This window comes from Glycomyces terrestris (genome assembly GCF_003933745.1).
Taxonomy (GTDB): Bacteria; Actinomycetota; Actinomycetes; order Mycobacteriales; family Micromonosporaceae; genus Glycomyces; species Glycomyces terrestris.
Window position 1 is genome coordinate 356,106 of record NZ_RSEB01000004.1, and the last position, 21,171, is coordinate 377,276.

At 75.0% G+C, this 21,171-nt stretch carries 22 protein-coding genes; 13 read left to right on the forward strand and 9 right to left on the reverse strand.

Translation table 11 applies throughout. From position 1 onward, the window contains the following. The first annotated feature begins 17 nt into the window (after positions 1-17). The 10 genes from EIW28_RS15750 (at position 18) to EIW28_RS15795 (ending at position 12,418) form a co-directional block, all read left to right on the forward strand. The gene (locus tag EIW28_RS15750) at positions 18-1,472 is read left to right on the forward strand and encodes a dynamin family protein (RefSeq protein ID WP_232014003.1); all 1,455 of its coding nucleotides are present in this window, start codon (positions 18-20) and stop codon (positions 1,470-1,472) included. Between the two features lie 30 nt (positions 1,473-1,502). Continuing rightward, positions 1,503-2,093, forward strand: a complete 591-nt coding sequence (locus EIW28_RS15755; RefSeq protein ID WP_125248663.1) for a nucleotide exchange factor GrpE — start codon at positions 1,503-1,505, stop codon at positions 2,091-2,093. Next, the gene (locus EIW28_RS15760) at positions 2,090-4,012 is read left to right on the forward strand and encodes a dynamin family protein (RefSeq protein ID WP_125248664.1); all 1,923 of its coding nucleotides are present in this window, start codon (positions 2,090-2,092) and stop codon (positions 4,010-4,012) included. Before EIW28_RS15755 ends, EIW28_RS15760 begins: the two co-directional genes overlap by 4 nt. After that, positions 4,005-4,490, forward strand: coding sequence for a hypothetical protein (locus EIW28_RS15765; RefSeq protein ID WP_125248665.1), 486 nt, complete (start codon positions 4,005-4,007; stop codon positions 4,488-4,490). Before EIW28_RS15760 ends, EIW28_RS15765 begins: the two co-directional genes overlap by 8 nt. Before the next feature lie 458 nt (positions 4,491-4,948). Then, complete coding sequence (locus EIW28_RS15770) at positions 4,949-6,211, forward strand: J domain-containing protein (RefSeq protein ID WP_158630423.1); 1,263 nt, start codon at positions 4,949-4,951, stop codon at positions 6,209-6,211. Between the two features lie 76 nt (positions 6,212-6,287). After that, complete coding sequence (locus tag EIW28_RS15775) at positions 6,288-7,634, forward strand: IucA/IucC family protein (protein ID WP_125248667.1); 1,347 nt, start codon at positions 6,288-6,290, stop codon at positions 7,632-7,634. After that, positions 7,631-9,157 (forward strand): IucA/IucC family protein, encoded by a 1,527-nt coding sequence (locus tag EIW28_RS15780; RefSeq protein WP_158630424.1) that lies wholly within the window; start codon positions 7,631-7,633, stop codon positions 9,155-9,157. The genes EIW28_RS15775 and EIW28_RS15780 overlap by 4 nt, the downstream gene beginning before the upstream one ends. Next, complete coding sequence (locus tag EIW28_RS15785; protein ID WP_125248669.1) at positions 9,154-10,296, forward strand: type III PLP-dependent enzyme domain-containing protein; 1,143 nt, start codon at positions 9,154-9,156, stop codon at positions 10,294-10,296. The genes EIW28_RS15780 and EIW28_RS15785 overlap by 4 nt, the downstream gene beginning before the upstream one ends. 110 nt (positions 10,297-10,406) lie before the next feature. After that, positions 10,407-11,570 carry a hypothetical protein gene (locus EIW28_RS25425; RefSeq protein WP_125248670.1) on the forward strand — a complete coding sequence of 388 codons (1,164 nt, stop codon included), beginning with the start codon at positions 10,407-10,409 and terminating at the stop codon, positions 11,568-11,570. Between the two features lie 8 nt (positions 11,571-11,578). Continuing rightward, positions 11,579-12,418 carry a PhzF family phenazine biosynthesis protein gene (locus EIW28_RS15795; RefSeq protein ID WP_125248671.1) on the forward strand — a complete coding sequence of 280 codons (840 nt, stop codon included), beginning with the start codon at positions 11,579-11,581 and terminating at the stop codon, positions 12,416-12,418. On the opposite strand, the gene EIW28_RS15800 is transcribed toward EIW28_RS15795, so the two are convergent. Continuing rightward, the gene (locus tag EIW28_RS15800; protein ID WP_125249038.1) at positions 12,415-12,888 is read right to left on the reverse strand and encodes a MarR family winged helix-turn-helix transcriptional regulator; all 474 of its coding nucleotides are present in this window, start codon (positions 12,886-12,888) and stop codon (positions 12,415-12,417) included. The genes EIW28_RS15795 and EIW28_RS15800 overlap by 4 nt on opposite strands. Before the next feature lie 59 nt (positions 12,889-12,947). On the opposite strand from EIW28_RS15800, the gene EIW28_RS15805 reads away from it, so the two are divergent. Then, positions 12,948-13,325 (forward strand): cupin domain-containing protein, encoded by a 378-nt coding sequence (locus EIW28_RS15805; protein ID WP_197717299.1) that lies wholly within the window; start codon positions 12,948-12,950, stop codon positions 13,323-13,325. Here the strand turns inward: EIW28_RS15805 and uppS are convergent. The 7 genes from uppS to EIW28_RS15840 all read right to left on the reverse strand — a co-directional run bounded on the left by uppS (position 13,322) and on the right by EIW28_RS15840 (position 19,290). Continuing rightward, the gene (uppS, locus tag EIW28_RS15810) at positions 13,322-14,101 is read right to left on the reverse strand and encodes a polyprenyl diphosphate synthase (RefSeq protein WP_125248673.1); all 780 of its coding nucleotides are present in this window, start codon (positions 14,099-14,101) and stop codon (positions 13,322-13,324) included. The genes EIW28_RS15805 and uppS overlap by 4 nt on opposite strands. A gap of 221 nt (positions 14,102-14,322) precedes the next feature. Continuing rightward, a complete protein-coding gene (locus tag EIW28_RS15815) occupies positions 14,323-14,631 on the reverse strand; it encodes a hypothetical protein (protein ID WP_125248674.1) in 309 nt (102 codons plus the stop codon). Further along, on the reverse strand, positions 14,628-14,849 hold the full coding sequence (locus EIW28_RS15820) for a hypothetical protein (protein WP_125248675.1): 222 nt from the start codon (positions 14,847-14,849) through the stop codon (positions 14,628-14,630). Before EIW28_RS15820 ends, EIW28_RS15815 begins: the two co-directional genes overlap by 4 nt. Before the next feature lie 26 nt (positions 14,850-14,875). Beyond that, positions 14,876-15,625, reverse strand: coding sequence for a MerR family transcriptional regulator (locus EIW28_RS15825; RefSeq protein WP_125248676.1), 750 nt, complete (start codon positions 15,623-15,625; stop codon positions 14,876-14,878). A 245-nt stretch (positions 15,626-15,870) separates the two neighbouring features. Next, positions 15,871-16,617, reverse strand: a complete 747-nt coding sequence (locus EIW28_RS15830; RefSeq protein WP_125248677.1) for a succinate dehydrogenase/fumarate reductase iron-sulfur subunit — start codon at positions 16,615-16,617, stop codon at positions 15,871-15,873. Further along, positions 16,614-18,545, reverse strand: coding sequence for a fumarate reductase/succinate dehydrogenase flavoprotein subunit (locus EIW28_RS15835; protein WP_187350621.1), 1,932 nt, complete (start codon positions 18,543-18,545; stop codon positions 16,614-16,616). Before EIW28_RS15835 ends, EIW28_RS15830 begins: the two co-directional genes overlap by 4 nt. Before the next feature lie 7 nt (positions 18,546-18,552). Next, entirely contained in the window at positions 18,553-19,290 is a 738-nt protein-coding gene (locus tag EIW28_RS15840) for a succinate dehydrogenase cytochrome b subunit (protein ID WP_197717300.1), read from the reverse strand. A gap of 77 nt (positions 19,291-19,367) precedes the next feature. Between EIW28_RS15840 and EIW28_RS15845 the strand changes: the two genes are divergently transcribed. Further along, entirely contained in the window at positions 19,368-20,294 is a 927-nt protein-coding gene (locus EIW28_RS15845) for a LysR family transcriptional regulator (RefSeq protein ID WP_125248679.1), read from the forward strand. Here the strand turns inward: EIW28_RS15845 and EIW28_RS15850 are convergent. After that, the gene (locus EIW28_RS15850; protein ID WP_125248680.1) at positions 20,291-20,659 is read right to left on the reverse strand and encodes an ankyrin repeat domain-containing protein; all 369 of its coding nucleotides are present in this window, start codon (positions 20,657-20,659) and stop codon (positions 20,291-20,293) included. The two genes, EIW28_RS15845 and EIW28_RS15850, sit on opposite strands and share 4 nt — an antisense overlap. Before the next feature lie 254 nt (positions 20,660-20,913). Between EIW28_RS15850 and EIW28_RS25055 the strand changes: the two genes are divergently transcribed. Beyond that, complete coding sequence (locus EIW28_RS25055) at positions 20,914-21,153, forward strand: hypothetical protein (RefSeq protein ID WP_232014034.1); 240 nt, start codon at positions 20,914-20,916, stop codon at positions 21,151-21,153. The last annotated feature ends 18 nt before the right edge of the window (positions 21,154-21,171 follow it).

Sequence of the window (21,171 nt, forward strand, 5' to 3'; positions counted from 1 at the left end):
CCACGAGCGTGGCGAGCATGTGCGAGGAACTGGCCGGGAAGGTCTCCAGCGCGTCGCGTCCCGTGGTCGAGGAGGTCGCCGGCCGGCTGGGGCAGCCGCTGCGCGTCGCGGTCGCCGGCCGGTTGAAGGCCGGGAAGTCCACCCTCGTGAACGCGCTCATCGGCCGCCGCGTCGCCCCGACCGCGGCCGGGGAGTGCACGCGCGTGGTGACCCAGTTCCGGTACGGGCCGGCCGACCGCGTCGACGTCGTCGCCCGCAACGGCTCCAAGCACGCCGTCCCGCTCGACGCGAACGGCATGATCCCGACGACGCTGCCGATCCCGGCCGACGAGGCCGCGATGATCGACGTGCAGCTCTCGTCCGACCGGCTGCGGGATCTGACCGTGGTCGACACGCCCGGCCTCCAGTCGGTGAACACCGACATCTCGGACGCGGCCCGCGAGATGCTGTTCGCCGCCCCGATCGCCGAGGACGTCGACGACGACTCCAAGGCCGCCGTCGAGTCGGCCGAGGCGATCATCTACGTGTTCACCCAGCAGGTCCGCGCCGACGACGTCGACGCGCTGGAGGCGTTCGCGAAGGCGTCCCAGCAGCTGTCGTCCTCGCCGATGAACGCGCTGGGCCTGTACAACAAGGCCGACAAGCTCGCGCCCGGGCCCGGGCAGGACCCGTGGCCGGTGGCCGGGCCGATCGCCGGCGACCAGGCCAGCGTCCTGCGCCGCTCGGTGTGCGACGTCGTCCCCGTCGTCGGGCTCCTGGCCGAGACGGCCGAGGCGGGCCTGCTGACCGCCGCCGACTGCGAGGCGCTGCGCACCCTCGCCGGGCTCCCCGAGGACAAGCGGGCGCTCATGCTCGCCTCCGCGGGCCTGTTCCTGTCCACCGAGGGCCCGGTCGACAAGCACCAGCGGCAGCGCCTGCTCGAGCGCCTCGACCTGTACGGCATCCACTTCGCGATCGCGCACCTCCAGGCCAGCCCGCACCTGGCGACCGGCGAGCTCGTGCGGCTGCTGTTCGCCGCCTCGGGGTTCCCGCGCCTGCGCACCACGCTGCACCAGATCTTCGGGGTCCGCGCCGACGTCATCAAGGCCGGGTGGGCGCTCGGGCGATTGGACGCGGCCGCCGCGTCGGGCCCGGCCGCCGACCGGGACCTGCTGCGCGGCGCGGTCGAGTCGATCGTGGCCCGCCCCGAGTACCACCGGCTCCCGCTGCTGGAGGCGGCCGCGCAGGTCACCACCGGGCAGGTCGCGCTCCCCGAGGCGATGGAGGCCGAGGTCGCCCGGCTGGCGCTCACCGACGACGCCGGCGTCGTCCTGGGCCTGCCGGACGCGCCCCGCCCGCAGCTGCGCCGCGCCGCGATCGAGGCGGCCGCGCGCTGGCGGGCCTTCGCGAACGGCGGCGCCACCCCGTCCCAGGCGCGGGTGGCGAACGTGGTGCATCGTGGTTTCCATCTGCTGGCCCAACGACTCGGCTGACCGCCGGTATCGACCTGTAAGGAGAGCAAAGTGACGAATCGACTCGGCGGACCGCTGGTGGGGGGCCTCGTGGGCCTGGCCGCCGCGGCCCTGGGCGCGGTGTTCCTCACCGGCGGCGGGTTCGATGCGCGCGTCCTGGCCATAGCCGCCGGCGCGGTCCTCGTCACCGCGGTCGTGGCCTTCGTCGCCGGCAAGTCCATCGCCGCCCCCGCCGCCGCCCCGGCCTTGCAGGCGCCGGCGTTCGCGCCCGCGCCCGGCACCGGCGCGGCCTCCGGGGCGATCCCGGTGGGGCAGCTCCAGGACGCCGCCCGCGCGGCCCAGAACACCGCCGACCGGACCGTGCTGGTCGAGACGTGCATCTGGATGCGCGACCGCGCCACCTCCCCGGCGCTGGCGCAGCACCTGGACGGTGCGTTCGCGAAGGTCGGGGTCACGCCGGTGGACGCGACCGGGCAGCGGTTCGACCCGGCCGTGCACGAGGCCGGCTCCACGGTGGCCGCGCGCGGCCCGGCCGACGAGGGCATCATCGCCCGCACCGAGCAGATCGGGTACACCGACCGGGGCCGCATCGTGCGCCACCCGATCGTGACCGTCTACCGGGGCCAGGGGGTGCGGGCATGACCGACACCGCCGCCGCCGCGCCGGCCGCCCAGAGCCCGGCGCCCGCGAAGAAGGCCGCCGCGAAGCCGAACCCGGCCGCGGCCATCCACAAGCTGTGCGCGAAGGCCGCCAAGGCCGGGAACGCGTCGCTGCGGACCGTGGACGCCAAGGCCGCCGCCGAGGTCGACGAGGTCGCCCGCTGGCAGCCCGACAAGCCCGTCGCCGTCGTCGTCGGCGAGACCAAGCGCGGCAAGTCGTCGCTGGTGAACGCGCTCCTCGGCATGCCAGGTCTGTCTCCTGTAGACGCGCAGGTGGCGACGACGGCGTACCTGGAGTTCGCGTGGGCCGAGCAGGCGTCGGTGCGCGCCTGGCAGCCGGGCGCGGCCGACCCGATGCTGCTGGGCGTGGGCGACCTGCGCAACTGGGCGACGCGCCTGGGCACGATGCCCCCGGGCATGGTCCCGCCGCGGCGCATGCTCGTGGGCCACCCGTCCGCGCTCCTGAAGCACATGTCGGTGGTGGACACGCCCGGCACGGGCGGCCTGGACCCCGACCACGCCCAGATCGCGCTCGAAGCGGTCGCGCGCGCCACGTGCCTGATCATGGTCACCGACGCCTCCAGTCCGATGGCGAAGACCGAGCTCGACTTCCTCACCGAGGCGTCCAAGCGCGTCAACTTCGTGGTGTTCGCGCTCACCAAGACCGACACGTACCCGGGCTGGCGCACGGTCCTGGAGGAGAACCGGTCGCTGATCGAGGCGCACGCGCCCCGCTTCCGCAACGCCCCGCACTTCCCGGTCTCGGCCATGCTCGCCGAGCACGCCCTCAACTCCCAGGGCCCCACCCGGCAGGCGCTGGCGAAGGAGTCGGGGATCGGGCGCATGCAGCGGGCCTTGGTCAAGGTCGGCGCCGCCGGCAAGGCCCTGGTCGCGGCGAACGTGGTGCGCGCGGTGCGCACCGAGTTCTCGCGCCTGGCCGCGGCCGCGCAGGAGGACATGAAGGCCTACGACCCCGACCCCGAGACCGCCAACCGGCTCAAGGAGGAGAAGAAGCAGGCCCTCGCGGCGCGCCGCACCGAGACGAAGAAGGCGAACCTCGCGCTGCGCGTGGAGACCCAGCGCGCGAAGATCGAGGTCCAGGGCCGGCTGCGCGTGCACCTCCAGGAGCTCGAGGAGGCCCTCCTCAACGAGCTGGAGAAGGCGAACAAGGCCGCCCTCGAGTCCCTCCCCCAGCGCGTCGACATCGCCCTCCAGGGCATCGCCGCGCGCCTGTCCGGTGAGCTGCACCAGCGGTTCGTGCTCCTGGCCGAGCGCGTCCTGCGGCAGGTGTTCACCGAGGACGAGCTCATGCAGGCCACCAACTCGATCTCGGCGGGCCTGCGGGCCGCGGCCTCGGGCCGGGCCCGGCGCGACGCGAACCAGGACGGGGCGCTGCTCATGGCGTCCTCGGCGGGCGTGGCGATGATGGCCGGGCGGGCCGTGACCGCCGGCGCGGGCATGATCGGCCTGACGGCCGTCGCCGGCTCGGTCGCGAGCGTCGCGCTCACGGCCTCGGGTGTCGGCATCGGCCTGGCGGCGGCGGCGTTCCTGCTGTACCGCCGCAAGATCCAGGGCGACCGGCAGGCCGCGAAGCAGTGGGTGCAGCGGGTCATCGCCGAGGCGAGGGCGAACCTCAACGAGGAGATCGGGTTCCGCTTCACCGAGGTCGAGTTCGTGTTCAACTCCACGCTGGACGACGCCCTCGAGCGCCGCGCCGCCGAGTTCGACGCGCGGATCTCCGCGGCCGAGAACGCCGCGAAGGCCGACCAGGCCGCCCGGGCCAAGAAGCAGGCCGCGCTCAAGCAGCGCCGCGACTCCATGGCCCAGAAGGTCAAGCAGCTCGACGAGGTCCTCGCCAAGGCCCGCACCCTCGTACCAGGAGATGAGGAATCCGATGGATGAGTTCGACGAGTTCGACCCCGACGGGGCCGACGGGGACTTCCCCGACCTCGACGACGACGGCCAGGAGGCCCCCGGGTTCGACGAGTTCGAGGCCGGCGAGGTTCCCGACGAGGACGGCCTCGAGGCGTTCGCGTTCGACGACGGCGACGACGGTGACGACGAGCCCCTCGAGGAGGGCTTCGGGGTCGACGCCGAATACGAGGACGCGGGCGAGGAGGAGACCGGCGGCGACGAGACCGCGTACGCGGCCACCTACGAGGACCTGCTGCTCGACGAGGCCGACAACCCGCCGACGTTCCCGCCCGAGCTCGACCTGGACGTGCCCGAGCCGGTCGACGGCTACCCGTGGGTCGACCTGGACGTCCTCGGGTCGGCCGAGGCCGAGCCGTGGGTGAACGCCGTCGACGCCTCCGAGTACGCCCTCGCCGACGTCGACGACCCGGCCGCGCAGGCCCTGGCCCGCTTCTGGCAGGGCTAGCCCGCGCCGCGGCTCGGCGGACCCGGCAGCCGCCGACCGACGCGGCGACGGCCCCGCATCTTCGGGTGCGGGGCCGTCCGCGTTCCCGGCGGCATTCGCGAATGGGAGCGCAGTGCACTGTCCGATGTCGCCCGCTCTGGGCCGCGGCCGCGAATGCGCGAAAGACGCGCGCGGCGCGCACCGGCGCGGCCGCGCGCATGCGAAGGGCCCAGTGCGGGAGTGAAACCGCAGGACGCGAGGCCGACCGGCCGGTCCGGGGAACGGGAACGGGCCTCCACTGTGGCGGCGAGGCGGGCGGATGGCCCGAGTATCGGGCGCGACAGGTTGAGAAAACGGGACCTGCCGACACCGAAAGGGGCGAACCGGCGGTAGATTGGGGGCTCCATGACCGTCGAGTCCGACGCCCGATCCCCCTCTCCGGGCAAGGCCCGTCCCCGTACGACCGACCGGGAGCCGTGGTGAACGAACCAGACCACTACCGCGTCCTCGGGGTGAGCCCGCAGGCACCACGCAGCGAGATCCAGGCCGCCTACCGCCGGCGCCTGCGCGAGACCCATCCCGACCGCGGCGGCGACGAGGCCGAGTTCCACCTCGTCCAAGGCGCCTGGGAGACGCTCTCGCACCCGGGGCTGCGCCGCGAGTACGACCTGCTGCGCTTCGGGCGCCGCGCCGCCCGCCGCTACGGCAAGGCCGCCGCCAAGCCCGCCCACCGCAAGGTCCGCGGCTGGAACGTCGCCCCCGCGCCCGCCCCGGCCCAGCACGCGTTCACCGCCGAGGGCGCCCTCGTGGCCGTCCCCTGGCACGCCCGCCTGCGCCGGCTGCGGCCGGTGTACCGGCCCTCGGCGTGGACGGCCGCGGCCTGGTGCGCCGCGGCCGCGGCCGTGTGGGTGTTCATGGGCCTGGGCTTCCTCGGCCAGGCCCTGGCCTCGGACTCGTGGGTGTTCCTCATCCTGGCCATCCCGGTCACCATCGCGATCGCGATGATCGTGGCCGTCCAGACCAGCCGGGCCCTGCGCCGCCGCCCCGACGCCGCCCCGTCCCCGCCCACCGGGCGCCTGGTCGCCGCGTTCCTGTTCGCCGTCGCCGTCATCGTCGCCGCCGGCCCCTCGACGCCGTGGGGCTGGGCCCTGGGCCTGTACGTCCTCACCGGCGCCGGCATGGCCTGGACGGTCAAGCGGCTGCGGTACACGATCGCGCTGCGCCGCTCGGTCGGCGGCGCCCTGCGCCAGTTCAACGCGTTCGGCCCCGCCGGGACCCGCCCCAAGGCCGACCGGCCCACCGGGAAGCTCCTGCGCGAAGTCCTCACCAACCTGCCCGCCGCGCGCCTGTTCGTCGCGCTCCCGGCAGGCGCGGACACGCGCGTGCCGCACGCGATCGTGTGCGGCGACCGCATCGCGCTCCTGTGCGCCCCGATCGGACGCGACGGCGCCGACGTCGACTCGGTCAACCTGCCCGAGGCCGTCACGGCCCTCGACGCGGCCCTGCCCGACGCGCACGTCCAAGGCTGGGTGCTGTGGCCGACCCTGCCCGAGACCGCCCGCGCCGGCGAGACCGCCGCCGTCCACGACGTCGCCGTCTCCCAGGCCGCCGCCGACATCGGCCTGTGGCTCGCCGCCGCCGGCGCCGTCTACGACCTGCCGGTCCTCCAGGCGCTGCGGATGCGCCTCGCCGCCGTCCCGGCCCCGCGCACGGGCGAGCGCAACGCCGTCGTCAGGGCCTGAACCACCGCTCCCCGCACCGCCGGCGTGAGACAACGCACCCTCCACACCGGCCCCGTTCGCCAGTACAGTGCGAGCAATGGACGCCACCGCCCGCGCCGACGCGATCGTCGCCGAACGCCTCCGAGCCGCCGCCGGCCGCGAACCCCTCCCCGGGCCGGCCCGCGGCGCCACCGCGGCCGAGATCGCCGCCGCCGTCAGCGCCGGATCGCCGCACGCGGACCGGTTCGCGCGCGAGGTCGCCGCCGCGGTGCGCGGCACCGCGCTCGCACTCGAGGCCGCGCGCCCGCACCCCACGGACCTGTGGGCGGCCGCCGCCGCGGCGCACCCGGACCCGTCGGTGTGGTTCGAGCAGGCCGTCCTCCTCGGACACCCGGTGCACCCGCTCGCCCGCTCCCGCGGCGACCTCACCGACGACGAGATCCGCGCGTACGCGCCCGAGCACCGGCCCCGGTTCGACCTGGGCCGCTTCGACGTCGCCGACCGGGCCGCGAACTACACCGACGACCGCGGCCTGCCGCTCCTGCCGGCCCACCCGTGGCAGGCCGCCCGCCGCGGCCTCGGCGAACCCGCGCGCACCTGGCCCGGCGCGGCCCCGCTGATGAGCCTGCGCACCGTCTCCACCGGCGACCGGCACGTCAAGACCGCCGTCGACCTGCAACTGACGTCCGCGCAGCGCCGCGTCTCCGCCGCCGCGATCCACAACGGATACTTCCTGCCGGAGCGCCTGGAGGCCCCGGCCCGCCGGTGCGCGATCACGCTGCTGCCCGAGACCGCGGTGTGGGCCCGGACCGAGGACGGACCCGACCCGGGGCTCGCGGCGATCGTCCGCCCCGCCCCGCACACCGTCGGCCACCCGCGCGCCGTGCCGCTGGCCGCGCTCGCCGAGCCGTGCCCCTCCGACGGCCGGCCCATCGCGGCCGCGTTCACCGGCGACGACCCCGAGGCGTGGTGGGCGGCGTTCGCCGCGGTCGCGCTGGCGCCGCTGCGGCTGTTCGCGCACACCGGCGTCGCCCTGGAGGCGCACGGCCAGAACACCCTCGCGTCCTTCACCAGGGACCAGCCGACGGGCCTGGTGTACCGGGACTTCGGGGGCGTGCGCGTCCCGCCCGAGGACTTCCCCGGCTTGGCCGGGGACCTGCCCGAACCCGACCGCGACGCCCGCCTCACGAAGCTCCTCGCGGCCCTGCTCCCGACCACGCTGACCGCGATCGTCGCGGCGCTCGCCGACTGGTCCGGCACCGACCCCGGGCGATGGTGGGCGGCCGTCGCGGCGGCCGTGCGCGACCTCGACCTGGAGCCGTGGATCCGCGACCGGGTCCTGCGGGACCCGTGGCCGATCAAGGCCACCACCGCGATGCGCCTGGCGCACCGCCCGACCGACGACATCTGGGCGCAGGTCCCGAACCCGCTGGCGGCGGCGTGAACCTCACCGACCGGATCCTGGCCGCCGCCTGGCGCGAGGACCTCAACGGGCGCCGCACCGGGCCCGCCCCGGCCCCCGAGGGCCCGTTCAACCAGCTCGCCTACCCCGACCCTCCGCTCGACGGCGCCCCCGAGGACGACGACCCGGTCAAGGCCCTCGAAGCGGTCCTCGGCGCGCCCGTCCCCGCGCACCTGGCCGCCGAACTCGAATCGGCGCGCACCGGCCGCGCCCTCGCCCGCCACCGCGCCGCCGCCCGCGCCCGGCGCCTCGCGGCCGTCGCCGCCCGGGCCGGGGCGCCGTCCCTGGCGCACCTCATCGACACCTGCAAATCCGATGTGGACACGACGGCGCGGCTGCTGGAGACCCTCGCGACCGACGGCCACCAGCTGCACCCGTGCGCGCGCACCCGCCTCGGCTGGGACCGCGCCGACCTGGAGCGCTACGACCTCGAGACGCCCGCCCCGATCCCGATCCGCCTGGTCGCCGACCGCGCCGGCGTCCTCGACCGCTCCGGCGCCGACTTCCGCACCCACCCCATGCTCGCCGGCCTCGACCTGCCCGACCCCGTCGTCCCCGTCCACCCCTGGCAGCTCGAGCACCGGGTCCTGCCCGCGCACGCGGACCTGTTCGCCACCGGCCGCCTGCGCCTCCTGGACACGACCGTGCCCGCCTGGCCGACCGCCGCGATCCGCACCCTCGCCGGCCACCGGCACCCCGGGTTCCTCAAACTCGCCCTCGGCATCCACATCACCTCCACCCGGCGCGACATCTCCCCCGCGACCGCGCTCCTCGCGCCCGTCCTCTCCGCCCACCTGACCGCCCTCGACGCCGGCGGCCCGCACCGGCTCCTCCCCGACCTCGCCGGGGCCTGGCTCCCGGGCCGCCGCGACCTCACGGCCATTGCCCGCGCCCCCCTGTCCGCCGTCGTCCCGGCCGGGACGGTGTGCGTGCCCGCGACCGCGCTGGCCGCCCGGTCCCCGGTGACCGGCGTGAGCCTGGCCGCCGAATACGCCCACTGGCACGGCGACCCGGGCGCGTGGCTGCGCGCCTACGCGGCCCTGTTCGTGCCCCCGGTGCTCGCGGAGGCCGCCATGGGCATCGGACTCGAAGCCCACCTCCAGAACAGCCTCGCCGCCATGGACGGCCCGACGCCGGTCGCCGCCATCTCGCGCGACCTCGGCGGCGCCCGCCTGCACCTGCCCACGGTCCCGTTCGACGTCGCCCTGCCCCCCGGCAGCCCGGTCGACGCCCCCTCGATGGACCAGGTCCGCGCCAAAGTCGCGTACACCCTGTTCCAGAACCACCTGGCCGCGCTCGCCGCGGCCCTGGAGCGCGACACCGGCCTGGACGCGGCCGCGTTCTGGGCCGACCTGGCCGACCTCGTCGCCTCCCTCGACCTGCCCCGCGCCGACCGGGACTGCTACCTCGCGCCGCGGCTGCCGACGAAGGCGCTCCTGTCGATGCGCCTCGCACCCGGACGCGAGATCGAAGCGGCCGTGGACAACCCGCTGGCGCGCCCATGACCCCGATCCCCGAGAAGATCGCCGCGGCGGTCGGCGCGCTCGAGTCGCCGGCGAGCGCGTGGCTGTACGACCCGGCCGCCGCGACCGCGCGCCTGGCCGCGGTCCGGGCCGCGATGCCGGAGTGGACGGTCCTGTACGCGATGAAGGCGTGCGCGAACCCGGCGGTCCTGGCCGCGGCGTGCGCCGCCGCCGACGGCGTCGAGTGCGCCTCCGGCGGCGAACTGGCCGCCGCGCGCGCGGCGGGCGCGCGGCGCCTGGCGTTCTCCGGCCCGGCGAAGACCCCCGCCGACCTCGCCGCCGCCGCCGCGAGCCCGGTCCCGCTGTGCGTGCACGCCGAGAGCATCCGCGAACTCGACCTGCTCGCCGCGAACGGGTTCACGGGACCGGTCGCGCTGCGCGTCAACCGGGGCCGGGCCCTGCCGGGCACGCACCAGATGACCGGCGCGCCCACGCCCTTCGGCATGGACGAGCAGGCCATCGCGGCCGCCGTCGCGCGCGCCCTCGACCTCGGCCTGGACCTGGCCGGCTTCCACCTGCACGCCGTCTCCAACTGCCTCGACGCGGCCGCGTACGCCGCCCACGTCCTCGACGCCCTCTCCTGGTCGCACCAGGCGGCCGCCGGCCGGTTCGCGCTGCGGTACGTGAACGTCGGCGGGGGCCTGGGCGCCGACCCCCGCGGCCCCGTCCTCGACCTCGACGCGCTCGCGACCAAGCTCGGGCCGGCCCCGGCCCGGTACCGGGGCGCGGGCGTGGAGCTGGTGGTCGAGCCGGGCCGCTACCTGGCCGCGGCCGCCGGCTGGTACGCCGCCGAGGTCGTGGACGTCAAGACCGTCGCGGGGCAGGCGTTCGCGATCGTGCGCGGCGGCACCCACCACTTCCGGCTCCCGGCCGCGTGGGGCTACGCGCACCCGTTCACGGTCGTCCCCGGCCCGCGCGACGCCGCCGTCCTCGCCGATGTGGAGGTGCGCGTGTGCGGGGAGCTGTGCACCCCCAGGGACGTCCTCAACGGCGGCCAGCGCGTGGCCGCGATCGGCGTCGGCGACCGGCTGGTGTTCGCGAACGCCGGCGCCTACGGCTGGGAGATCTCGCACGACCGGTTCCTGGGCCACCCGGGCCCCGACATGGTCGTCATCGACTGATCGGCTGATCCGCAACCGCTCACCAGGCGTCTACGATGAAGGGCCCTGGCGTGCCCGGTCCGTCCCGACCAGGTGCGCTACCGCCTCGATCCCCCCATTGAGGAGTCCGTATGCCGAATCGGCGTTTTGCCCGGCGGACCCATCGCGACGCGGTCCGGCTCGCCGCCGCCGGCGACGCCGCGGGCGCGCAGGCCGCGTTCGCGGCCGCGGCGGCCGAGTACCGCGACCGCCTGGACCGCCACCCCGGGGACCGCGGCGCGCGCGAGGACTTCGCCGACCTGCTCGCCGCCCGCGCCGGCGCCCACGCCGCGGCCGGCGACGCGGCCGGCGCGTTCGCGGCCGAGGCCGAGCGCCACCGCGTCGCCGGCCCGCTCGGGGCGCCCGCGCCCGCGCGGGCCCGCCAGCGCCTGGACTTCGCCGAGGCCGCGGTGCGGGCCGGGCGGCTGCTGACGGCCGCGGTGCAGGCCGACGCGGCGCTCCACGGCCTGGAGGACACCGATCCGACCGACCCGGCCGCGCCGGGGTTCGCCGACCTCGCGGCGGCGCTGGCGCGGGCGGCGCGGGTGTTCGGGCGCGCGGCCGACCCGGACCTGGCGGTGGGCGCGGCCGACCAGGCGGCGCGGATGCTGCTGGCGTCGGGCCGCCGGGACGAGCTGCTGCGCGACAGCCTGCGCCTGGCCGCGGCCCTGCACGCGGCCTCGGGCCGGGGCGCGCACGCCCGGGGCGCGAAGGACCTGCTCGGCAAGCACTTCCCGGACGCGGCCCCGGCGCCGGCCCCGAACCTGGTGACGCTGCGGGGGGCGCTCCAGGCCGCGGCGGGCATGGGCGCGTTCGCGGACGCGGCGCTGGTGCGGCGCCTGTGCCCGGACCCGGCGGGCCGGGGCGCGCCGCCGACGGTGTCGGCCCGCTGCGACCTCGGCCTGGCGGCGGTCGCGCTGCACGCGGCGGAGCCGGCGGTCGAGGCGCTCGCGCGCACCAGTCCGGGCCTGGCGTGGCGGATCGCGACCGAGGTGCACTACCTGCTGGTGGCCGCGGACCGGCAGGGCGAGCGGAACCTGCACGTGAACTTCCGCGACCACGGCCCGGTGTGGGTGGCGATGCTCATGGCCCTGGCCGACGAGGGGCAGCGGGGGCCGCTCATGACGGATCTGGCGGGGGCGCTGGCGGGGCTGTGCGAGCGGATGCACACCCGGCACGCGGCGCCGGAGCACGAGCCGCTGGTGCGGTCGGCGCAGCGGTTCATCGCCGCGCACCGGGACGGGGCCGCGCCGTGAGCCGCGGGATGCGGGGGGTCGTGGTGGACGCGTGCTGGCGGGGCGAGCCGGGCACGGGATCGCCGACGGCCGTTGTCGAGGGCGGCGCGTTCGAGGGCGGCGCGTTCGACGACGCGGCCCGGGCGCGCGTCGCCGCCGACGCCGGCGTCTCGCACGCGGTGTTCGTCGCGCGCGAGGCCGGCGGGCTGGTCCGGCTGCGGTTCTTCACCGCCGCCGGCGAGCTGCCCGCGTGCGGGCACGGCACGCTCGCGGCCCTGACGGCGCTGGAGTCGTGGGACGACCGGGACCACTGGCGACTGGTGACGGCCGGGCGGGAGCCGTTCACGGGCGGCACGACCCCGGCCGAGGGCCCGTTCTTCGACGCCGGGCGCCCGATCCACCGCGTCCCGTCCGCGGCCGAGGTCGGGCCGGTCCTGGCGGCGCTGGGGGCGGTCCCGGCCGGGACCGTGCACGCGGCGGGGACGGCCCGCGAGCGGCTGCTGGTCCCGGTGGACGAGGTGGGGCCGCTGGCGCCGGACGCCGGCGCGCTGGCGGCGGCGTGCGACGCCGCGGGGCTGCTGGGCTGCTTCGCGTACGCGCCGGTGCGGGAGCGGTCGTTCGCGGCGCGGATGTTCGCGCCGTCGATCGGGGTGAGCGAGGACGCGGCGAACGCGAACTCGGTGGCGGCGCTGGCGGGGGTGGTGGCGGCGGCGCGGCCGCCGGGCCCGGGCGGGTCGGTGCGGCTGTCGGTGGCGATGGGGGACGGCCTGGGGTCGCCGTCGCGGATCCGCGCGGAGGCGTTCGCGGCCGCGGGCGGCGGGGTGCGGGTGTTCCTGTCGGGCCGGTCGGGGCCGCCGCGCCCGCTCTAGCGGTCGGGGCCGAACCAGCCGGGGGCGTCGAGCCGGAACGCCTCGCCGGGGGCGAGTGCGGCGAGGTCGGCTTCGAGGGCGTCGAGGCGGTCGGGGCCGATCTGCTCGGCCCACTGGGCGCGCACGCGCGCGAAGGTGCGCGCGGAGCGGTCGAGGACGTCGCGGCCGCGGGGGGTGAGGCGCACGGCCTTACGGCGGGCGTCGCGGGGGTCGGGGGCGCGTTCGACGTAGCCCTGCTGCTCGAGGGCGGCGATGGTCTTGCCGGCGGCCTGCTTGGTGACGCCGAGGCGGGCGCCGAGTTCGACGGCGGTGGTGCCGCGGGTGCCGATGGCCTGGAACACGAAGCCGTGCATGGGGCGCAGGTCGGGGTGGCCGTGGGCGGCGAGGTCGTCGTGGACGGCGTCGACGGCGGCGCGGAAGGCGGCGAAGAGCCGCAGCGGGAGCTCGTGCCCGGGGCCCGCCTCACCCATGATCGACAACCTGGTTTACTATATGGGTAACCATGTTGTCGATCCTACTGGAGTCTCTTGTGCGCATCACCCGCAGCGGCGACGCCCGCCGCACCGCCACCCCCGCGGCGGTCATGACCACCCTCGCCTCCCCGACGCTGGGGGGCGCCCCGTTCCCGCTGTGGCGGGTCGAGGCCGAGCCCGGCACCGCCGGGCCCCTGCACCTGATCGACGCCGACCAGGTCTGGACCCTCACCGCCGGGACCGTCGAGGTCGAGTGCGGCGGCGAGGCCGCGGTCCTGGAGGCCGGGGACACGGTCGTCGTCCCCGCCGGGGCGCATCGCCGCTTCACGCCCGGCCCCGGCGGGTTCACCGCCGTCGTGGCCGGCCCGGCCGGCATGCGCGCCTCGATGCCCGCCTCGCCGGAGGAGAAGATCGACCTCGCCTGGGCCGCTTAGCGTCCGGCCCGGCGGTCGCGCTGGCGGCGGGTGTAGTCGCGCAGGGCCCGGAGGAAGTCGACGCGGCGGAATCCGGGCCAGTACACGTCGCAGAAGTACAGTTCGGCGCCGGCCGACTGCCACAGCAGGAAGCTGGACAGGCGCCGTTCGCCGGAGGTGCGGATGATGAGGTCGGCCTCGGGCAGGTCGGGCGTGTAGCGGCGGGCGTCGATGTCGGCGGCGGTGAGGCGGGCGGCGGCGTCGCCGAGGCCGGCGCCGCGGGCGGCCTCGGCTTCGAGGTGGGCGCGGACGGCGTCGACGATCTCGGTCTGGCCGTCGTAGCCGATGGCGACGGTCAGGTGGGCGCCGGTGCGGTCGGCGGTGGCCGCGACGGCGGTCTTGAGGGCGTGCGCGGTCGAGTCGGGGAGGGTGTCGAGGCGGCCGGCGACGTGGAGGCGCCAGGGGTTGGCCGGTTCCAGGAGCCGTTCGGCGACGATCTGCTCGACCATGGCCATGAGGTGGGCGACTTCGCCGCTGTCGCGCTTGGTGAGGTTGTCGGCGGAGGCGACGTACACGGTGACGTGGCCGATGCCGAGGTCGTGGCACCACTGGAGGAGGTCGTCGAGGTGTTCGGCGCCGTAGCGGTGGCCGATGCCGGGGTCGGCGAAGCCCTGGGCGCGGGCCCAGCGGCGGTTGCCGTCCATGGCGACGGCCACGTGGCCGGGCAGGAGCGCGGGGTCGAGGCGGCGGCGCAGCCGCGCCGCGTAGATCCGGTACAGGCCTTGGGGTGCGCGCATGGGTGCGAGCCTACTGGCCGCCCAGGCGGGTGTCGGCGTAGGCGTCCATGGCGGCGCGCAGGTCGGCGGTGCGAAGGGCCCCGGTGCCTCAATGGGTGCCGGGTTCAGGGAGACACGAGCGAAGCCCTTGCCTTTGCGATGCTTTGTGTCACGGCAGGCATCATCGAGCGAGGGCTTCCCTCCTGTCCGGGCAGGGCGCCCGGCTCGCGCCAAAGGTCAAGCTAGGCGGCGAACCGGGCCTCCATGGCGAGGCGGGCCGCCGCGATGGCCGCGGTCTCGACCTCGCCGACCGGGTCCTTGAGATAGGACGCGGGCACGGACTGATGCAGGGTCCAGGTGACGTAGCCCGGTGCGGGCACGATGCTGTGCAGCAGCTGGGCCGAGGGCAGGTTGCCGACCTGGTCGGTGAGGTTGTACGCGCAGACGGTCACCCAGCCGGTGCGCAGGTTGTCCTCCCGCGAGGACAGGACGACCACCAGCGCGTCCTGCCGCTCGGCGCGGCGGTAGACCTGCCCGGGCGCGGGCGTCACCGCTCGCGCCCGGCGGCGTCGTCGGCGATCGCGGCGCCCCATGCGGTCCAGTCCTCGATGGCCGAGGGCGGCAGTGCGGCCACGACCTCGGCGGCCGCGTCCTGGATCTCGTGGAGGTACCGCTCCTTGACGGCCTTCTCGATGTAGTCGCTGGCGTTGCCGGAGGCCGCGGCGATCTGCCAGACCGCGTCGTCGATGTTGATGTTGTGCCGTGTCATGCACACCATCATACACACGCATATGATCAGATTCTGGTATCGGCGTAGGCGTCCATGGCGGCGCGCAGGTAGGCGGTGAAGCCGGCGCCGCGCTGCTCGTACTGGTCGCGGAAGCGGGGGTCGTCGGTGTAGAGGGCGCCCAGGCCGCGGTAGGCGGCCGCGCCGGGTTCGCTGTCCCAGTGGCGGGCGACGAGCGCGTAGTGGTCGGCGACGAGGGTCTGGACGGCGGGGTCGCCGGGGTCGCGGCCCTCGGCCCGGAGGGCGGCGAGCGCGGTGGCGATGCGGTCGAACTCGGCGGGGACGGCGCGGCGCTGCTCGGGGGTCATGTCCTGCATGGCCTGGTAGGCGCGTTCGACGACGGCGCGGCCCCAGCGGCGGCGGGCGTCGTCGCGGTGGGGGTCGTCGAGGCCGTCGAACCAGGTCTCGGGTGCCATGGCGCGTGCTCCTTCGAGTTGTCGGATGGTGGCGTCGACGGTGGCCGCGAGGCGCGCGATCCGGTCCTGCTCGCGGGCGAGGTCGGCGGCGTGGCGGCGCAGGGCCGCGAGTTCGTCGAGGCCGCCGGCGAGGATGTCGGCGATGACGTCCAGGCGCAGGCCGAGGCGTTTGAGCAGGAGGATCTGCTGGAGGCGCAGGAGCTGGGGGCGCCGGTAGCGGCGCTGCCCGCCCGGGCCGCCGGTGTCGGCGGGGGCGAGGAGGCCGATGGCGTCGTAGTGGCGCAGGGTGCGCGCGGTGACGCCGGTGAGGCGGACCAGTTCGGCGGTCGTCCAGGTGTCCATCGTGCTCTTTCCGTCGGTCGGTTCCGACGGTAGCGGGTGACGCTGCGTCAACCGCAAGGAAAGAGAGACGCGGGTCACCGTCAAGCGGCGCGACCAAGGGGCGCGCGGTTCGTTGTTTACATGGGGCGGCGTTGACCCACTCACGTGGGGCGGATTTCCCCCTGGGGTCTCCCCGCTCACGCGGGGCAGGTGAAAGACGGGCGGCCCCCGGCGCGAGCCGGGGGCCGCTTCGCTGTGCGGCTTCGTCAGGCGGCGCGGATGGCGGCCTTGCGGAAGTCGGCGTTGAGGCGGCCGATGACGTCGAGGCCGATCTCCTTGGGGCAGGCCGCGGCGCACTCGCCGGTGTTGGTGCACCCGCCGAAGCCGGCCTCGTCGTGGGCGGCGACCATGCCCAGGACGCGGGTGGCGCGCTCGGGCTGCCCCTGCGGGGTCAGGCCCAGGTGGGCGACCTTCGCGCCCATGAACAGCATCCCGGACCCGTTGGGGCAGGCCGCGACGCACGCGCCGCAGCCGATGCACGCGGCGGCCGAGAACGCGGCGTCGGCGTCCTGCTTGGGGATGGGGACGGCGTGCGCGTCGGGGGCGGTCCCGGTCGGCGCGGAGATGTACCCGCCGGCCTGGATGATCCGGTCGAACGCGGACCGGTCGACCACGAGGTCCTTGATGACCGGGAACGCGCCGGCGCGCCACGGCTCGATGTCGATCGAGTCGCCGTCCTTGAACTTGCGCATGTGCAGCTGGCAGGTCGTGGTCGCGGCCTGCGGGCCGTGCGGCTGGCCGTCGATGACCAGCGAGCACGCGCCGCAGATCCCCTCGCGGCAGTCGTGGTCGAACGCGACCGGGTCGTCGCCCTCGGCGATGAGGCGCTCGTTGAGGACGTCGAGCATCTCCAGGAAGGAGGCGTCCTCGGAGACGTCGTCGAGTTCGTAGGAGACCATCCGGCCCTTGGCGTCGGCGCTGCTCTGGCGCCAGATGCGCAGCTTGAGTTTCACTTGTAGCTCCGTTGGGTGGGCTTGACGTACTCGAACACGAGCGCTTCCTTGTGGAGGACGGGGGCGTCCTCGCCGTACTCCCACGCCGCGACGTACGAGAACCGGTCGTCGTCGCGCTTGGCCTCGCCGTCCTCGGTCTGGGACTCGGCGCGGAAGTGGCCGCCGCACGACTCGGTGCGGTGGAGGGCGTCGATGCACATGAGCTCGCCGAGCTCGAAGAAGTCGGCGACGCGCCCGGCCTTCTCCAGCTGCTGGTTGAGCTCCTCGGCCTTCCCGGTGACCTTGACGCGCTTGTAGAACTCGGCCTTGAGGTCGCGGATGAGCCCGATGGCCTTGCGCAGGCCCTCGTCGGTGCGCTCCATGCCGCAGTACTCCCACATGATCTTGCCCAGCTCGCGGTGGAAGGAGTCCACGGTGCGGTCGCCGTCGTTGTTCAGGAAGAACGCGATGCGGTCGTCGACCTCCTTGCGGGCGGCCACGACGGCCTCGTGGGTCTCGTCGAGGGCCTCGAAGGGCCCGTCGGCGAGGTAGTCCGAGATCGTGTTCGGCAGCACGAAGTACCCGTCCGAGAGGCCCTGCATGAGCGCCGAGGCGCCCAGCCGGTTCGCGCCGTGGTCGGAGAAGTTCGCCTCCCCGGTCACGAACAGGCCCGGGATGTTCGACGACAGGTCGTAGTCGACCCACAGGCCGCCCATCGTGTAGTGCACGGCCGGGTAGATGCGCATCGGCCGCTCGTACGGGTTCTCGCCGGTGATCCGCTCGTACATGTCGAACAGGTTCCCGTACTTCGCCTCCACCGCCGGCTTCCCCAGGCGCGCGATCGCGTCGGCGAAGTCGAGGTAGACGCCCAGGCCCCCCGGGCCCACGCCGTGCCCCTCGTCGCACACGACCTTCGCGGCCCGCGACGCGATGTCGCGCGGCACCAGGTTCCCGAACGCCGGGTAGCGGCGCTCCAGGTAGTAGTCGCGCTCGTCCTCGGGGATGTCGGCCGGGTGGCGCTGGTCGCCCTTGGCCTTGGGCACCCACACGCGCCCGTCGTTGCGCAGCGACTCGGACATGAGCGTCAGCTTCGACTGGTGGTCGCCCGACTGCGGGATGCACGTCGGGTGGATCTGCGTGTAGCACGGGTTCGCGAAGTAGGCGCCCTTGCGGTGCGCCCGCCACGACGCGGTCACGTTGCAGCCCTTCGCGTTCGTCGACAGGAAGAACACGTTCCCGTACCCGCCGGTCGCCAGGACGACCGCGTCGGCGATCTCGGTGGAGATCTCCCCGGTCACCAGGTCGCGGACGACGATGCCGCGGGCCTTGCCGTCGGCGATGACGAGCTCGAGCATCTCGTGGCGGGTGTGCAGGTCCACCGTCCCGGCCGCCACCTGCCGCTGGAGCGCCTGGTAGGCGCCCAGGAGCAGCTGCTGCCCGGTCTGGCCGCGCGCGTAGAACGTCCGCGACACCTGCGCCCCGCCGAAGGACCGGTTGTCGAGCAGGCCCCCGTACTCGCGGGCGAACGGCACGCCCTGGGCCACGCACTGGTCGATGATCTCCGTGGAGACCTCCGCGAGCCGGTGCACGTTCGACTCCCGCGACCGGAAGTCGCCGCCCTTGACGGTGTCGTAGAACAGGCGGTGCACGCTGTCGCCGTCGTTGCGGTAGTTCTTGGCCGCGTTGATGCCGCCCTGCGCCGCGATCGAGTGCGCCCGCCGCGCCGAGTCCTGGAAGCAGTAGTTCGCGACCCGGTACCCCAGCTCGCCGAGGGTCGCCGCCGCCGACGCCCCGGCCAGGCCGGTGCCGACGACGATGACGCGCAGCTTGCGCCGGTTCGCGGGGTTGACCAGGCGACCGGAGAAGCGCCGCTTCTCCCACCGCTCCTCGATCGGGCCCGCGGGGGCCTTGGTGTCCGCGACGGGCTCGCCCTCGCGGTAGTAGTCGATGCTCATATCACTTCACCAGTCCGAACGTGACCGACAGGGGCACGATGGCGAACCCCACGACGACGACAAGGGCGACCGCCAGCGCCACCGCCTGGGTGCGCTTGCGCCACTTCGTGTCCGGCCCGGCGATCGTCTGCACCGCCGACCAGACCCCGTGGCGCAGGTGGAACCCGAGGGCCACCAGCGCCAGCAGGTAGAACACCGTGACCGGCCACCGCTCGGGGCTGAACGTGGCCACCACGGCCCCGTACGCGTCCGGGACGTCCTTGACCGGGTTCACCGTCCGGAACGTCAGGTCCAGCAGGTGCCAGGCCACGAACAGGACGAGGACGGCCGCGCCCCAGCGCATGGTCGCCACCGCGTGCCGCGACTCGCCCTTGGCGGGCTTGCGCGAGTGGTAGCGGACCGGGCGCGCGGCCAGGGACCGGCGGGTGAGCACGACCGCCGACCAGATGTGGACCGCGGCCAGGACGATCAGGCCCACGCGCAGCACCCACAGCACCGTTTCGTGCGGCAGCAGCGGCTCGCCGAGGGTGCGCAGGCCGTGCGCGTACGCGTTCATCTCCTCGCGGCCCTCGAACACGTGCAGGTTGCCGGCCATGTGCACGATGATGAACAGGACGAGGAGGACGCCCGAGACCGCCATGGCGATCTTGAGCCCGATGTTCGACCGCCACGGCCCCGTGGGCTTGGGCGCGCGCTTCGCCGGACGCGCGGCGGTGCGCGATTGCAGATCCGTAGACACGACCGGATGCTAGACGCGACCGGCCTCACCGGTCCAATTCATGGCAGAACCCCGTTCCATGCCGATACGTTATGGACATGCGCCCGCAGCAGCTCCAAGCCTTCCTCACCGTCGCACAAACCCGACATTTCACTCACGCGGCCGAAGAACTCGGTGTGACACAACCGTCATTGAGCAAACAGATCCAAGCCCTCGAAACCGAACTCGGCGCCGCCCTCCTCACCCGCTCCCGCGGCCGCATCGAACTCACCGACGCCGGCCACACCCTCCTGCCCCACGCCCGCCGCATCACCGCCGCCCACGCCGCCGCCCGCGCCGACATCGACGACGTCCTCGCCGTCCGCGCCGGCCACCTCCGCCTCGGCGCCACCCCCTCCCTCTGCTCCTGGCTCATCGCCCCCCTCCTCACCCGCTACCGCGACGCCCACCCCGGCGTCACCGTCACCCTCACCGAAGACGGCTCCGGCCCCCTCGCCGGCCACCTCGCCGCCGGCGACCTCGACCTCGCCTTCACCGCCGGCGACACCGGCGCCGACCCCAGCCTCCACGTCCAACCCCTCCTCGCCGAAGCCCTCGTCGTCGCCTCCGCCGCCCACCTCCCGCCCCTCACCCGCCAGGCCTACATCGGCCTCCCCCAACTCAGAGAACAGGCCTTCGTCCTCCCCGCCCACGGCTACGACCTCCGCGACCTCACCATCACCACCTGCGAAGCCGCCGGCTTCACCCCCCGCACCGGCGTCGACGGCGGCGCCACCGACGCCGTCGCCTCCCTCGTCGAAGCCGGCCTCGGCATCGCCCTCCTGCCCGCCATGATCGCCGCCGGACACCCCGGCCTGCGCGCCACACCCCTCGCACCCCCCGGCGCCTCCCGCACCATCGCGCTGGCCTCGCGGCGGGAGGCCCCGCTCACCAAGGCCGCGCAGGCGTTCGCCGCGTGCCTGGAGGAGCACCTGACCGACCTGCACGCGTGGGGGCGCCTGCCCGAGGGGATGCGCGCGGTCTAGGCGAAGGTGTCGCGGTCGAACATCGCGGCGATCTGCCGCGCCGAGGGCGTCCCCGCGTCCGGGTCCGCTCCCGCGCCGAGGAGCACCGCGGTGACGTCCTCGAAGTTCTTGAACACCGCCCCCGCCAGCGGCGACTGCTGCCGGTCGTTGCACCGGTCCACGTCCGCCCCCGCCTCGACCAGCGCCCGCACCGTCCCGGCATGCCCGTGGTAGGCCGCGAGCATCAGCAGCGAGTCCCCCGACCCGTTCACCAGGTCGACCGGGAGACCGCCCGCGACGAACGCGAGGAGCCGCTCCGTCTCGCCCGCCCGGGCCAGGTCGAAGGCCGCCTCGGCGATGCTGCGGAAGTCCTCGTCGTCGCTCATGCGCACCAGCTTGGCACACCCGCACGCCGCCCGCGCCCCGATCCGCGCGCACTCCGCTGTGGACGGCGAAACGCACCGGTTCACCCGCCCAGGTGTCGCGCCGGGTATTGACACGACTGCGCTCAGGTGGGAAAGATTGATGCGGGCCCGCAGGCGATGCGCTGACACGAACCGCCGCGCCGCCCGTATCGGTGGGGACGAGCACGGTGAGGGACTCGGGCATGAGCGAGCCGAAAATCCTAGGACAGTTCCAATTGGAACATCGGACCATTCAGGTCAGCGGCGACGACGGCAACGCCGGCACGGTCTGGCTCCAGCGGCTCCACCCCGACCCGCCCATGGCGCTGGGGTGCGTCGTCGAACTCGACTCCCCCACCCCCCGGCTGCGCCTGTACCGCGCCGAATGGCCCGACGCGCTCCGCGAACGCGCCAAAGCCCACACCGTCGCGATCTGGAAGGCGTCCCGGAGCTTAACGACGCCAGGCGCGCGATGACCGCCCCGGCCTTCGCCT

What these genes read in the sequence shown, in the direction of transcription:
- EIW28_RS15750 (WP_232014003.1), top strand. Translation starts at nt 18, where the DNA reads ATGTGCGAGGAACTGGCCGGGAAGGTCTCCAGCGCGTCGCGTCCCGTG.
- EIW28_RS15760 (WP_125248664.1), top strand. Translation starts at nt 2,090, where the DNA reads ATGACCGACACCGCCGCCGCCGCGCCGGCCGCCCAGAGCCCGGCGCCC.
- EIW28_RS15765 (WP_125248665.1), top strand. Translation starts at nt 4,005, where the DNA reads ATGGATGAGTTCGACGAGTTCGACCCCGACGGGGCCGACGGGGACTTC.
- EIW28_RS15775 (WP_125248667.1), top strand. Translation starts at nt 6,288, where the DNA reads ATGGACGCCACCGCCCGCGCCGACGCGATCGTCGCCGAACGCCTCCGA.
- EIW28_RS15785 (WP_125248669.1), top strand. Translation starts at nt 9,154, where the DNA reads ATGACCCCGATCCCCGAGAAGATCGCCGCGGCGGTCGGCGCGCTCGAG.
- EIW28_RS25425 (WP_125248670.1), top strand. Translation starts at nt 10,407, where the DNA reads ATGCCGAATCGGCGTTTTGCCCGGCGGACCCATCGCGACGCGGTCCGG.
- EIW28_RS15795 (WP_125248671.1), top strand. Translation starts at nt 11,579, where the DNA reads ATGCGGGGGGTCGTGGTGGACGCGTGCTGGCGGGGCGAGCCGGGCACG.
- EIW28_RS15800 (WP_125249038.1), bottom strand. Translation starts at nt 12,888, where the DNA reads ATGGGTGAGGCGGGCCCCGGGCACGAGCTCCCGCTGCGGCTCTTCGCC.
- uppS (WP_125248673.1), bottom strand. Translation starts at nt 14,101, where the DNA reads ATGCGCGCACCCCAAGGCCTGTACCGGATCTACGCGGCGCGGCTGCGC.
- EIW28_RS15820 (WP_125248675.1), bottom strand. Translation starts at nt 14,849, where the DNA reads ATGACACGGCACAACATCAACATCGACGACGCGGTCTGGCAGATCGCC.
- EIW28_RS15825 (WP_125248676.1), bottom strand. Translation starts at nt 15,625, where the DNA reads ATGGACACCTGGACGACCGCCGAACTGGTCCGCCTCACCGGCGTCACC.
- EIW28_RS15845 (WP_125248679.1), top strand. Translation starts at nt 19,368, where the DNA reads ATGCGCCCGCAGCAGCTCCAAGCCTTCCTCACCGTCGCACAAACCCGA.
- EIW28_RS15850 (WP_125248680.1), bottom strand. Translation starts at nt 20,659, where the DNA reads ATGAGCGACGACGAGGACTTCCGCAGCATCGCCGAGGCGGCCTTCGAC.